General features: G+C 67.7%; 9 protein-coding genes, 1 tRNA gene, 1 pseudogene and 1 CRISPR repeat array. Of the genes and pseudogenes, 6 read left to right on the top strand and 5 right to left on the bottom strand.

The window, feature by feature from the left end; all coding sequences use genetic code 11:
• The first annotated feature begins 167 nt into the window (after positions 1 to 167).
• The gene (locus ABZ806_RS33980) at positions 168 to 2321 is read left to right on the top strand and encodes a (Fe-S)-binding protein (protein WP_500221553.1); all 2154 of its coding nucleotides are present in this window, start codon (positions 168 to 170) and stop codon (positions 2319 to 2321) included.
• 79 nt (positions 2322 to 2400) lie between these two features.
• On the opposite strand, the gene ABZ806_RS33975 is transcribed toward ABZ806_RS33980, so the two are convergent.
• Complete coding sequence (locus ABZ806_RS33975; protein WP_500221552.1) at positions 2401 to 4125, bottom strand: AfsR/SARP family transcriptional regulator; 1725 nt, start codon at positions 4123 to 4125, stop codon at positions 2401 to 2403.
• 145 nt (positions 4126 to 4270) lie between these two features.
• On the opposite strand from ABZ806_RS33975, the gene ABZ806_RS33970 reads away from it, so the two are divergent.
• Entirely contained in the window at positions 4271 to 5026 is a 756-nt protein-coding gene (locus ABZ806_RS33970; RefSeq protein ID WP_500221551.1) for a hypothetical protein, read from the top strand.
• A 125-nt stretch (positions 5027 to 5151) separates the two neighbouring features.
• On the top strand, positions 5152 to 5934 hold the full coding sequence (locus ABZ806_RS33965) for a ZIP family metal transporter (RefSeq protein WP_500221550.1): 783 nt from the start codon (positions 5152 to 5154) through the stop codon (positions 5932 to 5934).
• 123 nt (positions 5935 to 6057) lie between these two features.
• On the opposite strand, the gene ABZ806_RS33960 is transcribed toward ABZ806_RS33965, so the two are convergent.
• The 4 genes and pseudogenes from ABZ806_RS33960 to dcd form a co-directional block, all read right to left on the bottom strand.
• Positions 6058 to 6927 (bottom strand): glycine betaine ABC transporter substrate-binding protein, encoded by an 870-nt coding sequence (locus ABZ806_RS33960; RefSeq protein ID WP_500221577.1) that lies wholly within the window; start codon positions 6925 to 6927, stop codon positions 6058 to 6060.
• 226 nt (positions 6928 to 7153) lie between these two features.
• Positions 7154 to 7804 (bottom strand): annotated as a pseudogene (locus tag ABZ806_RS33955) (ABC transporter permease); the annotation flags it as partial.
• A 169-nt stretch (positions 7805 to 7973) separates the two neighbouring features.
• Positions 7974 to 9224 carry a quaternary amine ABC transporter ATP-binding protein gene (locus ABZ806_RS33950; protein WP_500221549.1) on the bottom strand — a complete coding sequence of 417 codons (1251 nt, stop codon included), beginning with the start codon at positions 9222 to 9224 and terminating at the stop codon, positions 7974 to 7976.
• 171 nt (positions 9225 to 9395) lie between these two features.
• Positions 9396 to 9971, bottom strand: a complete 576-nt coding sequence (gene dcd, locus ABZ806_RS33945; RefSeq protein ID WP_500221548.1) for a dCTP deaminase — start codon at positions 9969 to 9971, stop codon at positions 9396 to 9398.
• A 79-nt stretch (positions 9972 to 10050) separates the two neighbouring features.
• On the opposite strand from dcd, the gene ABZ806_RS33940 reads away from it, so the two are divergent.
• The 3 genes from ABZ806_RS33940 (at position 10051) to ABZ806_RS33930 (ending at position 13809) form a co-directional block, all read left to right on the top strand.
• Positions 10051 to 10124, top strand: a tRNA-Gly gene (locus ABZ806_RS33940).
• Positions 10125 to 10649: 525 nt separating this feature from the next.
• Positions 10650 to 10805 carry a hypothetical protein gene (locus ABZ806_RS33935; RefSeq protein WP_500221547.1) on the top strand — a complete coding sequence of 52 codons (156 nt, stop codon included), beginning with the start codon at positions 10650 to 10652 and terminating at the stop codon, positions 10803 to 10805.
• A 580-nt stretch (positions 10806 to 11385) separates the two neighbouring features.
• Positions 11386 to 12543: a CRISPR direct-repeat array (repeat unit 30 nt; unit sequence GTTGCGAACCCTCGTAGGGGCGATGAGGAC).
• A gap of 840 nt (positions 12544 to 13383) precedes the next feature.
• A complete protein-coding gene (locus ABZ806_RS33930) occupies positions 13384 to 13809 on the top strand; it encodes a hypothetical protein (RefSeq protein ID WP_500221546.1) in 426 nt (141 codons plus the stop codon).
• Positions 13810 to 14217 lie beyond the last annotated feature (408 nt).

The raw sequence follows: 14217 nt of genomic DNA, 5'->3' as shown, positions 1-14217 counted from the left end.
CATACCCGGTTCGGTGCCGCACCACCCCGGGAAGGGGCCGAATGCAGGTCTGACCAGGGCGTGTGACGCATAAGCTACTACCGAGTAGTATTCGGGCCCGGATGACGAGCAGTTTGTCGCGAGCCCTACGCTGACTGCCATCGCCCGTACCCCAGGAGGACGGAACAGTGTTCTGGATCACGTTGGTCATTGGGCTCGCCGGTACGGCGGTCGCTCTGGCGCTCGCCGGTCGGCGGGTGCTGTTCCTGTACAAGATCGCCATGAGCGGGGAGCCCGACCCCGAGCGGACGCTGCAGGTCAAGCGTGAGCCCAGGAAGGCCGTCGAGGGCCAGGCCGTCGAGGTCCTGGGGCAGCGCAAACTGCTGAAGTGGACGCTGGCGGGCGCGGCGCACTTCGCGGTGATGTGGGCGTTCTTCCTGCTGCTGACCGTCTACATCGAGGCCGCCGTCGCGCTGCTGTTCGGGCTGGACGCCAAGATCCCGGGCCTGCAGACCTGGCCGCCGATCGGCTTCGTCCAGGACACCATCGCGCTCGCGTGCACCGCCGGCCTGATCACCTTCACCGCGATCCGGTTCAAGAACTCGCCGAAGCGGCTGGACCGCAAGTCCCGGTTCAAGGGCTCGCACCTGTCCGGCGCCTGGTGGACGCTGTTCCTGATCTTCAACGTGATCTGGACGATGTTCTTCTTCCGCGGCGTCGAGCGGGCCAGCGGCAACTTCCCCTACGGCAAGGGCGCCTACTTCTCCTACCTGGTCGGCCAGCCCTTCGAGGGCATGAGCCACGACACGCTGGAGATCCTGGAGTCGATCGGGCTGCTGCTGCACATCGCCGTCGCGCTGATCTTCCTGGTGTTCGTCGTCCACTCCAAGCACCTGCACATCTTCCTGGCGCCGCTGAACGTCATGTTCAAGCGCCGCCCGGACGGCCTCGGCGCCGCGCAGCCGATGATGTCGGGCGGCAAGCCGCTCGACTTCGAGGAGGCCGACCCCGACGAGGACGTCTTCGGCCGCGGCAAGATCGAGGACTTCACCTGGAAGGGCTTCCTCGACATGGCGACCTGCACCGAGTGCGGTCGCTGCCAGTCGCAGTGCCCCGCCTGGAACACCGGCAAGCCGCTGTCGCCGAAGATGCTCATCCTGGAGCTGCGCGACCACGCGCTCGCCAAGGCGCCGTACCTCACCGCGTCCGAGGAGGAGCGCGCCAAGTTCACCGACGAGCAGAAGCTCGCCATGCAGGTGGACAAGCCGCTCGTCGCCGACGACGGCGTCATCCACCCCGACGTCCTGTGGTCCTGCACCAACTGCGGTGCGTGCGTCGAGCAGTGCCCGGTCGACATCGAGCACATCGACCACATCCTGGACATGCGCCGCTTCCAGGTCATGATCGAGTCCTCGTTCCCGAGCGAGGCCGGCGTCATGCTGAAGAACCTGGAGAACAAGGGCAACCCGTGGGGCATGTCGGAGATGAAGCGCCTCGACTGGATCGAGGAGCTGGACTTCGAGGTGCAGGTCGTCGACGACAAGGTCGCCGAGGACACCGAGTACCTGTTCTGGGTCGGCTGCGCCGGCGCCCTGGAGGACCGGGCCAAGAAGACCACCAAGGCCGTCGCCGAGCTGCTGCACATCGCGGGCGTCAAGTTCGCCGTCCTCGGCCCCATGGAGGCGTGCACCGGTGACCCGGCCCGCCGCCTGGGCATGGAGTTCGTCTTCCAGATGCTCGGCCAGCAGAACGTCGAGACGCTGAACGACGCGGGCGTCAAGAAGATCGTCGCGACCTGCCCGCACTGCTTCAACACCCTGGCCAACGAGTACCCGCAGATCGGCGGGAACTACGAGGTCGTCCACCACACCCAGCTGCTCGCGCACCTCGTGGACACCGGCAAGCTCACCCCGGTCACCCCGATCGAGGAGAACATCACCTACCACGACCCCTGCTTCCTGGGCCGCCACAACAAGGTCTACAAGCAGCCGCGCGACATCATGGCGACCGTCCCCGGCGTCAAGACGCAGGAGATGCACCGGCACAAGGACCGCGGCTTCTGCTGCGGCGCCGGCGGCGCCCGGATGTGGATGGAAGAGCGCATCGGCAAGCGCATCAACACCGAGCGCGTGGACGAGGCCCTGGAGACCAACCCCGACACCGTCTCCACCGCCTGCCCGTTCTGCCTGGTGATGCTGGGCGACGCCATCAACGAGAAGAAGAACGAGGGCGCGGCCAAGGAGTCGCTGGAGGTCGTGGACGTCTCCCAGCTCCTCATCCGCTCCATTAAGGGCGACGACGGCGGCAAGACCACCGAGAAGGAGACCGTCGCCGCCGAATAACACGGCACGTAGCAGGACCCCAGGTCGCACCCGGCCTGGGGTCCTTCCCATCTGCCGAGCGTGACGCCCGAGTCCGAGGTCAGATGACGAGTTCGTTGTCGCGCAGCGGCGGGACGGCGATCATCGTCTCGCGGCATGCGTGCACGACCTGGTAGGGCAGGATCCGGCGGGCCACGAGGTCGTCCACGGAGGCGAGCGGGCCGTGCGCCGTGCGGGCGAGCACGATGAGCTTCGCGTGGTGGGCGTCCAGTCCGGGCAGCGAGGCGAGCACGTGCTCGGGCGCGGAGTTGACGTCCACCAGCCCGCCGTCGTCGAATCCGCTGGGCAGGTCAGGACGTCCGATCCCCAACCGGTGGGCGATCGCCGGGTGGGACGCCGCCAGTGACCGGGCCTGCTCCCGGCGGATCCTCCGCTCGATCAGCTGGACGTCCGGCACGGGCGAGCCGCCCTGGTGCACCGGTGGCGGCGGCGAGTCGGCCGTGAGAAGGGCGAGGTGCACGGCGCCGCCGAACATCGTCGCCAGCAGCGCGAAGAAGAGCGGACCGTCCCACGGGCTGCTCTGATCGGGGTCGCCGCTCGTGGCACCGACCAGGAAGACGACCGACAGCGCCAGATAGCCGGCCGCCATCAGCCCGAGCCCGCGACTCCGCCGGCGCGCCGCGTAGTAGGCGACCAGAGTCCAGGTCAACAGGCCGAAGCTGAGCGGCGGAAGCACCAGAAGGACGGCCCGCAGCACCCACGGAACCCGCCGCCCCGCCGGCGACGCGGACGGCGCCCAATCACCGAACCGCGCCCCCGCAACGGGCCTGACCGCCGGCGAACCGCCGTACGGCAACTCGGGCCGCGGGGCGCCGTGGAGCGGGCGGGCCGGCGGGACGCCGTGCAGGAGGTCCGTTGGCGGCACGCCGAGCAGCGGGGTGGTCGGCGGCAGGGCTGGTTGTGGGATGGAATGGGCTGGTTCGGGGTGGGCGGGCGGTGTGTCGGGTTGCTCTGGTGTTGCCGGCGCCTTCGTCTTCGGGGGCGGTTTCAGGGCGGGGTCGGAGCGGAGGATGGCGAGGTGCAGGTCGCGTAGCCGTTCGCCGGGTTCGACGCCGAACTCGTCCGAGAGGAAGTCGTGCGCGTCGCGGTAGGCGGCGAGGGCCTCGGCCTGGCGGCCGCACCGGTAGAGGGCCAGCATGAGCAGGTACCGGAAGCCCTCGCGGAGCGGGAACTCGGCGACGAGCCGGAGCAGTTCGGGCACCAGCCGCGCGTGTTCCCCCGACTCCAGACCGGCTTCGGCGCACGCTGCCAGGGCCGCCGCGCGCATCTCCTCAAGGCGGTCGCGCGCCGCGTCGAAGAAGGCGCCGCTCAGTCCCGCCAGCGCCGGGCCCCGCCACATGGCGAGCGCCTCGCGGAGCATCTCCTCGGTGCGTGCCGCGTCCCCGGCGGCGTGCGCCGCCTTCACCCGCTCCTGGAAGACCTCGGTGTCGAGGCCCTCCGGCGGGACGTGCAGCGCGTACCCGCCGGCGGTCAGCGTCAGCAGCCGTCCCGGAGTGCGCGGCGAACGGTCCGGTTCCAGGACGCGGCGCAGCCCGGCCACGTACTTCTGGACGACGTTCGCCCCGTTGTCAGGGGGATCGTCCCCCCACACCGCCGCCACGATCGACGCCGTCGGCACCGGGCGGCGGGGCGTCAGCAGCAAGACGGCGAGGACCGCGCGCTGCTTGCCCGGCCCGAGGTCGAGCTCCCGTCCGTCCCGCCAGGCGGCCGGCCGGCCCAGGATCTCGAAGCGCGGTGACGATTCCTCGCCCGACAGCGCGACCACCCCCGTTCCCGGTCCCCGGCAGTCGTTCGGCAGCAGGGGCGCAGTGACCGCAGCATAACGACAGTGGTCCCGCATCCGCCCGCGTCAGGCTCTTTCTGGACATCGCGGGTGATGTCCCATGAAAGGCACAGAGGGGGAACAGGGGATGCCTCAGCATCGACTGCGGGCCGGCCGGCTGTCGGCCGTGATCGTTCTCGCGCTCGCGACCGGCGCGGCCTGCGGGCCCGCCGAGGACGCCGCGACGACATCGAAGACGGCGCCGGCGTCCGCGCGTCCGTCCGCGAGCGCGACCGCCGCGGCGTCCAACGGGGTGGAGAAGCTGCGGCCCGCCGAGATCCTGTCGCGCGCCCGCAAGGCGACGGCGTCCGCGCGCTACCTGCGGATGCGCGGCCAGATCGAGGACGGCGACGGCAAGATCGCGCTCGACTTCCGCTTCGCGGGGAAGACGAAGGCGACCGGCTGGTTCCAGCAGGGGAAGCAGCGCGTCGAGATCATCAGGGTCGGCAAGACCGTCTACTTCAGGGGGAACAAGGCGTTCTTGAAGGAGATCGGCGGAAAGAGCGCGGTGCAGTTGCTCTCCGGCAAGCACATCAAAACGACCGCGAACAGCGCCGACTTCAAGGACCTGGCCGCATTCACGGACCGGATGTCCCTGATGAAGGAGGCTCTGAAGGAAGCAGGCACCTGGAGGACGGGCCGGGCCGGGACGGTCGCCGGAACGCCCGCCCTCACCCTCACCGGCGGGCCCGGCGTGGAGATCCAGGTCGCGACGCGGGGAGAGCCGTACGTGCTGCGGCTGGACGGCGGGCCCGGCAACCGCATCGAGTACCTCGCCTACGGGACGCCGGTGGACGTCAGCCGCCCGCCCGCCGAGGCCGTGGTCGACGGCGACGGCCTCTGATGATCGTCCGTCCGCTCGGCGCGTCCCGGGGCCGCGGGCGCGCGCCGGGCGGGCGGCGCCTCCTCCCGCCGTGGTCGGCGACGACGGCGAGGTTCCGAACCGGGGCTCCCTGGTAAGACACGGGGATGGCCGTGCTCGTGTCCGTCCTCGCGTTCGTGATGACGCTCGCCGGTGGCTTCGCGGCGATGCGGATCCGCGACCGGCGGCACCTCGTCCTCGGGCTGGCGGGCGGGCTCATGCTCGGCGTCGTCGCCTTCGACCTGATCCCCGAGTCGCTGGAGATGACCCGGGACCACCCGCTCGGCGTGCCCGCGCCGATGATCGGCTTCGCGGCCGGGTTCGTGCTGCTGCACGTGGTCGAGCAGGCCGTCGCGATCCACCGGGCGCACGAGGACGAGTACGCGCCGCACGTCCACGCGCACGGCATCGGCGGCGGCGGCTCCGACGCTGCCGAGGGCGCGAACGGGGGCGGGGGCGCGGGCGGATTGCTCGCCGCGTCGGCGCTCGTCCTGCACAGCCTGGTGGACGGCCTCAGCATCGGCCTCGGGTTCCAGTCCGGCACCGACGTCGGCGTGTTCGTGGCGCTGGCCGTGATCACGCACGACTTCGCGGACGGGTTCAACACCTTCACCGCGGCCTCGCTGAACCGCGCCGACCGCCGTCCCGCCATCCTCCTGCTGCTCGCGGACGCCGCCGCACCCGTCGCCGGCGCCGCGATCGGGACACTGGCGACCGTCCCGGAAGCCGTCCTCGGGCCCTACCTGGGGACGTTCGCGGGCGTCCTGCTGTACCTCGCCGCCGCCGAGATCCTGCCGGAGGCGCACAGCGTCCACCCGCGCGTCATGACGCTCTGCGCCACCGGACTCGGCATCGTGGCCGTCCTGTTCAGCGTGAGCCTCGCCGGATGACCCCGCGCACGGCGAAGGGCCGCCCGGGGTCACCGGACGGCCCTTCCTCCGCTACTGGACCGCACCTGTTCGGCCGCCCGTAGAAACGGTCAGCCGTAGAAAACGGTCAGCTGTTGAAGACGGTCAGCTCGTCAGAGACGTCGCGTAGCTCTGGTTGGTCTTCAACCACTCGTCGACGGCCTTGTCGGGGTTGCCCTTGTACTTGTTCTCCATGAGGTCCTCAAGGGACCCCAGCTGCTTGTCGTCCATCTTGAACTTCTTCAGCCAGGCGGCGACGTCCGGCTGGTCCTTGGCGAAGCCCTTACGGCCGACGGTGAAGATGGTGTCGGGCTTGCCCATCGCGCCCTTCGGGTCCTTCAGGTCGCGGATGGGGTACTTCGCGTACGCCCAGTGCGGACGCCACAGGGTGACGATGATGTCCTCCTTGGCGTCGATGGCCTTCTTCAGCTCGGTCAGCATCGCCGCCGTCGAGGACGTCGTCACCTTGTACTCGTCCTCCAGGCCGTACGCGGGAAGCATGTCCTCCTGCGACACCCGGTACAGGCCGGAGCTCTTCTCGATACCGACGATCTTGCCGTCGTACGTCTTGCCCTTGCCCTTGAGGTCTTCCAGCGACTGCAGCGGCGAGTAGTCCGGGACCGCGATGGTGAGCGGCGCCGAGTCGTACCAGCTGCCGACCTTCTCCAGCTTGTCGCCGTACTTCTTCCAGTAGTCCTCGTGGGTGCCGGGCAGCCAGGAGTCCAGGAACAGGTCGACATCCCCCTTGGACATGCCCTGGTACAGCGGGCCCGTGTCGAGGTTCTTGACCTCCACGTCGTAGCCCTTGTCGGTCAGCAGCCGCTTCCAGAGCGCGGTGGCCGCCTCACCCTCGGCCCAGCCCGTGACCATGCCGATCGTAATGCTCTTGCCACTATCGCCGGAGCCGGAATCAGAGTCCGAATCGCCGCATCCCGCGGCGGTCAGGCCCAGCGTCAATGACAACGCCGCGACCATCACTCCCTTGAATTTGAGGCGCATGCCCTTCCTTTCGTTGCTTGCATGGTTTGAGGTGGGGGAGCGGGACTTCCGCCGGGCCCAGGTCCTATCGGCCCGGGCCCTTCCGGCATCAGCCGGAGGTGCCGACGAGGTCGGCCGCCGCCGGCTCGGACACGTCGCGGGGGGCCGTCCCGCGACTCGCCTTGCCGCGCGAGAACAGCGTGCGCAGGAAGCTCGGACCATCGCTCAGCGAACCGGTGAGCCGGTCCAGGTAGATCGCCAGGACGACGACGGCGACACCGCCCTCGAAGCCGGCGGCGACGTCCGTCCGCTGGATGCCGGTCAGCACCGTGTCGCCGAGGCCGCCCGCGCCGACCATGCCCGCGATGACCACCATCGACAGCGACAGCATGATCAGCTGGTTGACGCCCGCCATGATCGACGGCATCGCGAGCGGGATCTGGATCCGGGTCAGGATCCGGCTCGGCGGCGTCCCGAACGCCTCGCCGGCCTCGACCATCTCCGGGTCGACGCCGCGGATGCCGAGTTCGGTCAGCCGCACTCCGGGCGGCATCGCGAAGATCACCGTGGCCACGACGCCGGGCACGGCGCCGATGCTGAAGAAGAAGATCGCCGGGATCAGGTAGACGAACGCCGGCATCGTCTGCATGAAGTCGAGGACCGGCCGGACGATCCGGCTCACCACCTCGTTGCGGGCCGCCGCGATCCCGACCGGGATCGCCAGGACGGTCGAGATGACCGCCGCGACCAGCACCTGCGCCAGCGTGTCCATGGCCGGTTCCCACAGTTCCATGCTGTCGACGAGCAGGAAGCCGAGGATCGTGGCCACGCCGAGCCGCCAGCCGCTGATCACCAGCGCGATGAGGGCCAGCACCGCGGTCAGGCCCAGCGGCGGCAGGAACGTCAGCACGGTCGTCAGGGTGTCGACCGACCACTCGATCGCCGAACCGATCCCGTCGAACAGCCACGACAGGTTGTCGGTGCACCAGCTCACCAGGTTGTCGAACCACTCTCCGACGGGTACCCGGGGCAGGTCGATCGCATCACTCACCGTCGCCGCCCTCCTTCGCCATCGCGAGTTCCGGCTCCTGCTCGACCACGTCCTCCACGTGCGCGTTGATCGCGCCGAGCGCCGCCAGCAGCGTCACCCGCGGGATCACGCCCAGCAGCGTCCCGTCCTCGTCCGCGACCGGGACCGGCAGGTCGCTCTCGGCGACCCGGACGAACAGGTCGGCGACCGGGGTGTCCGGCGCCACCGGCTCCGGGTCCTCCGGGTCGATCAGCCCGTCGAGCGTCTGGACGTTCTCCTGCACCGCGTCCGCGATCAGCGTGGCGCGGACCCGGCCGACGAGCTTGCGGTCGCGTCCGATGACGAACGCGGCCGACGTCTGGTGCTCGCGCATCGTCCGCAGCGCCGTCCGCGGGCCCGTGGACGCCAGCACCGTGACCAGCGGCTTCTCCATGACCGACGACGCGGTCAGCACCCTGGTGCGGTCCACGTCCGCGACGAACTGGGCAACATAGTCGTTCGCCGGGTCGGTCAGGATCTCCTCGGCGGTGCCGATCTGCACGATCCGGCCCTCGCGCATCACCGCGATGCGGTCTCCTATGCGCATGGCCTCGTTCAGGTCGTGCGTGATGAAGACGATCGTCTTCCCGAAGCGCCCCTGCAGATCGAGGAGCAGGTCCTGGACCTCCCTGCGGATCAGCGGGTCCAGCGCGCTGAACGCCTCGTCCATCAAGATGATGTCGGTCCCGGAAGCGAGCGCCCTCGCCAGCCCGACGCGCTGCTGCATACCGCCCGACAACTGGCCGGGAAGCATGTCCTCCCAGCCCTCAAGACCTACGAGACCCAGGAACTCCCGGGCCTTCTTCTCACGTTCTTCCTTCGGGACGCCGCGGACCTCGAGCCCATACGCGGCGTTGGCCAGAACCGTCCGGTGAGGGAACAACGCGAAGTGCTGGAAGACCATACTGATCTTGTTCTGCCGAAGCGTTCGCAGCGCCTTCGGCGACATCTTCGCGATGTCCTGCCCGTCGATCTCGACGCTCCCGGACGTAACCCCGAGCAGCCCGTTCAGCATCCGGATCAGGGTCGACTTACCCGACCCCGACAGGCCCATGACCACGAAGATCTCGCCCTCGCGGACCTCGAACGAGGCGTCCACCACGGCAGGTGTGACCCCGAGGTCGCGGATCGCCGCCAACTCGGCGCCCGCCTTCAGTTTCCGTTGTGCCTCTGCCGTCTTGCGACCGAAGAGCTTGGTGACGCTTTCCGCGCGGAGTACTGACACGATCTCCTTCCGGGTTCCCACGTCGAAGCGCGGAAACGGGTCGCCCTGAGCGCCTGGGCCTCAAAAGAGGCTGTCAACCGGACGCCGTACCTGTGCGTCACCCGAAACTACCCGCCCAGAGAACATGTTTCATCTTTTGGGTGTTCTCATCACATTCAGGTAACGAATGAGCTACACCTTTGTCCGGTGGAAGCTCAGATACGACCGCGACGGCGTCGGCCCCCGCTGGTTCTGGTACCGCGACCCGTACTTCGCCGACCCGTACGGGTACTCCGCCGGCGAACTCGTCCGGAACAGGCACATCTGCCCGATCTTCATCCCCGGCCACAACTTGATCGGCAACGTCGCCACGTTCGACAGCTCCAACGTCACGTGACCGCCGAACCCGGGATCGATCCACCCGGCCGTCGAGTGCGTCAGCAACCCGAGCCGCCCGAGCGAACTCTTCCCCTCCAACCGCGCCGCGAGATTGTCCGGCAGCCCGAACACCTCGTACGTCGACGCCAGCACGAACTCCCCCGGATGCAGGACGAACGCCTCGTCGGCCTCGACCTCCACCAGCCGCGTCAGATCCGGCTGCTCCACAGCCGGATCGATGTGCGGATACTTGTGGTTCTCGAACACCCGGAAGTACCGGTCCAGCCGCACGTCGACACTGGACGGCTGAACCATGCCCGGCTCATACGGGTCGATCTTCACCCGCCCAGACTCGAGCTCGGCCCTGATGTCACGATCGGAGAGCAGCACCCCGAAACGCTATCCCACCCCACACCCACACCCACGATCCGGTACAGTAACTCCGACATGGGGCGCCCACCGCCCCCACGCGGGTGTAGTTCAATGGCAGAACTTCAGCTTCCCAAGCTGACAGCGCGGGTTCGATTCCCGTCACCCGCTCCACCGTTCCCCCAGGTCAGAGGCTTGACGGCCTCCTAGTGATCTTGTTTCAAGATCACGTGTCAATCAGATGTCAATGAGACCCGATGTGATCATGTGGCATGTGATGCCATGTCGGCGGTCTCGGCGGACCACCTGAACCCACCAAAGTGGACATCCGCGTCGCACGGCTCCCCGCTGCTGGTTGTCAGACTCCGAGGCCTGTCGGCTTCGGCGCGCTTGATGCTGGATGGCGTGCGGCTCAGGTGATCAGGAGGCCTGCGCGTCCGGCCAGGCGCCACACGGCACGTCCGCAACCGGCACCACGCGCTAACAGCGTCCGCCTGCCAAGAGCCGGTCGAGCAGGCTCCTTCTCCGTGGCTTCGAACTCTTCGCTGGTGACGACACCGGCGTTCACGGAGCTCACTGAGCCGCTTGAGCAATGCCATGACCGCCTCAGACATGGCGCGGCCTGAGCCGAGGGTGTCGCCTGCAGAGTGTTTGGCTGGGGCACCACCGGTGGAAAGGCGTATCCGTCAGTGGTGCCACGTGCGTACCGAGATCCCGCTGCTCGTCGAGCCGCCGCTGATGCAAAGCCGCCCGCAGACGGCGCACTACCTGGTTGATCAGTCCGCGGACCTGCACTGCATGGAGTCGAACACCGCGGTCTCGTGTGGGTCACCGGGCTGGATGATGGACACCTAGGACGTTCCCCGATCTTCTGCGTCTTCTGCAGCAGGGGCCTGCGACACATCCATATCTGGATGTGATGAGCGGGCATCGGGCCTGCCTGGCGCCCCCCGATCCCGCTGGTCTCGAAGTACAGGAAGTGGTGATGAGCCGATAGTGCAGCGTGAACCGCTCGCCGGTGGCGCGGACGGTGGCGTTGCTGGAGTCGCCCTCCCAAAGATGCGTCCCTGACCGGAGCGGATCGTCGTCGGCTACCTGTTCGTGCGCGGCCCTGTTGAGGGGGCGAGTAGGGCGCTGGCGTTAATGAAGGTGTAGACGTACCACTAGTTCGTGCCTCGCCTATGGCGCCGCCGGCCGACCGGCCCGTCGGGTCGCTGAAGGACAAGATCCGTGCCCTGACGCAGGCTGTCGAAACAGCGTCTCAGGCCCGCATTGATCAAGCTCAACGCCCAGCCGCACCTGACAGCAGGCAGAAACTGTGGAGAGCCCATTGCCGAGAGATCAGCAGGGCGGGTTCGGCGAGCGGTTTCGGGAAACGGACCAGGAGCAAGCCCGGCACCGGGCCGCAGGCCGACTCAACCACGAAGGACATTCCGTTGCGAACCCTCGTAGGGGCGATGAGGACCGCTTCGTGTTGACGTCCAAGCAGTGGGCCGACGCGTTGCGAACCCTCGTAGGGGCGATGAGGACAGCACGAGGAGTACGGGGAGGAGGCCGCGGCCGTCGGGTTGCGAACCCTCGCAGGGGCGATGAGGACAGGTCGAGTTCGCCGAGTTCATCGAGGACCACCTGTTGCGAACCCTCGTAGAAGCGATGAGGACCTGTACGGCGAGCCGGACGCCGACGGCGTGTACGTTGCAAACCCTCGTAGGGGCGATGAGGACGGGATTGGAAAGAGAGCCAGGGCGACGACGGCCGCCGCACGTTGCGAACCCTCGTAGGGGCGATGAGGACGCGTCGTCCTCCCGGACGACATGACCAGGGGCCTGACGTTGCGAACCCTCGTAGGGGCGATGAAGACACCTTCCCGACCGCGCTGATCGCGGCGTGCTGCATGTTGCGAACCCTCGTAGGGGCGATGAGGACAGGTCATGATGCGCAAGCTCCCCATCGTCCGGCCGGGGTTGCGAACCCTCGTAGGGGCGATGAGGACCGGCGGCCCACCCGCCCGATCCCGCTGGAGCTTCAGCGCGTTGCGAACCCTCGTAGGGGCGATGAGGACCGCAGGCCCTCCCCAGCCACCGGCCTCCGTCCGCACGTTGCGAACCCTCGTAGGGGCGATGAGGACCGCTGCGTCTGCGCACCATGACCACCGCGGAGATGTTGCGAACCCTCGTAGGGGCGATGAGGACATGGTCGACCGGGTCACCGCCGCGACCCTGTCGGCCACGTTGCGAACCCTCGTAGGGGCGATGAGGACGGCGGCCCCCGCCTCTCGGGTGACGGTGACGATCAGTTGCGAACCCTCGTAGGGGCGATGAGGACGCTATCTGAACCAACTGGCCGAGGTACGCCAGCGCATGTTGCGAACCCTCGTAGGGGCGATGAGGACCAGTACATCGTGGCGATCGGCCGGTGGAACGACACCTCGTTGCGAACCCTCGTAGGGGCGATGAGGACTCGCGCGCCGCGCGCATCTGACCGGCCCGGACGGGAGTTGCGAACCCTCGTAGGGGCGATGAGGACAACGGGGAACCCGCCAGCTAACTCAGATACCCCAGTAGTTGCGAACCCTCGTAGGGGCGATGAGGACCCCAGGGTAAAGCCGCAGGTGCGCAGGGGGAAGAAGGACCGGTCGGAAGCGAACTTTGCAGCGATCCGTCGGTTGTGCAGTCGACCCCGGCGTGTCGCTGAAATTTTCTTGATCAACGTGTGCATGGCTCGGGTCGTTGAGGAGGCGCGTGAGGCCGGTCGAGTTTCGTGGGCGGCTTCCGTACCGCTCCGCCTCGGGGGCTCAGCCGACCTCAACCACTTAGCTGGAGTATGCCTGACGATGCACGTGGCAGCACAGCGCAAACCGATCTGGTCGCGCATTGTCCAGCACATCGCCCTGGAGCTTCTGTGCACAACCTCCTCCGTCCATCGGTTGGGGGCATGAGAGCAAAGTTGCGTAGCGAACTTCGGGATGGTTCGAAGAGATGCGTCAGTGATGGGATGCCGAAGCCCCCGTGGGCACGGGTGGCTTCCGGCGCGGCCGGGGTTGATCCCCACGACCTCGGCGCTCGGCCATGATGCCGGGCTCAGGCTGATGGAACTGGCGGCTTAAGGAGAGGGAGTTCCCGGTACTCCGGTTCTTGCTAGAGCACGGATGATTCCCTGGGCGGACTGAATGTGGGACTCCTTGGGCGAGTCGGAGAGTCAGGATTACGCGCAGAAACGTGAGTCGCTGGCTACGGGCCTTACGATGTCCGAGCACTTGCTCAGAACCGACGCCAAACCCGCAGGCGTCAGCATCGGTGAGATCGTCCTATCGCGACGCTGACTCCGACAATTTCTACTGGAGCACTGATGTGTCTGGACGCCCTTGCCTGTGTCTACAGCAGTATCGGGAACCGTAGCGGCATCGCGTGGAGCACGTCCTCCGGTCAAGCCAATGACCGATCCTGAGACGTATGCGCGACGCATCCGCGCCCGTCCCTACGGCCCGCGCGAGTTGGTGGGGGGTGGAGTCGTCGCCTGGTTCCATGGGCCGTTCGCCGTAATGACCTTGACAGACGGCGAGACGGCCATCACTGTTCGCATCGACCTCGACACGCCCTCGCTCAGTGCTGACCTTCTTCAGTTGTTCAAGGCTGCGAGAGGCAGGACGGTTGCATGCCTGCCGCAGGCCGACCGGCTGGTTGCAGAACGGTTGATCGGTGATGACATCCCTGTCGTCGTGCGCCGGTTTGTGGTACAGCCAGTGACAGAGGGCACTTCACTCACCCTGAGCGTGACCGACTTGGAGGTGAGCGTGACGTTAAGCGTGCGCGACACCGGTCGGCTCGCCACGGAGATCCGCCGGTGGATAAGCGTGTAGTGATCAAGGGATCACTGAGCGGCCGTGACGGTGGTCACTGCATCGACCACTCGATCCGTCCACTCCACGCCCGCGGTGGCCACCAGGACTGCGAGGCGACGCACCATGCGAGCCGCCCGCTCCGAGGTGATGCCCAACCTCTGGGTGGCCATGGCAACCGGATCCGTGTGCCGCCCGGCACCTATCGCGCAAACGGCGGCGATGACTTCTCGGTAGGACTCACGGCGTGCTGCACACGGCTTGGGCTCATCCGCGCGGGCAGACAGCAGGCGAGCCAACGTCGCTCGTGCCTGATCTTGTTTGGCGGCCCTAGCCTCGGGCTTTCACTGGACGGCGGGTCGGGAGTGACCGTTTGGACAAGAAAAGTGCCCTCGAGCTGGGAGGATAGGGCTTGTCGAAGGTCCTGTC

The sequence above is a fragment of the Spirillospora sp. NPDC047418 genome (assembly GCF_040643275.1).
GTDB lineage: Bacteria > Actinomycetota > Actinomycetes > Streptosporangiales > Streptosporangiaceae > Spirillospora.
Note: the sequence above shows the minus strand (reverse complement) of the source record. Positions and strands in the feature narration are given on the sequence as shown.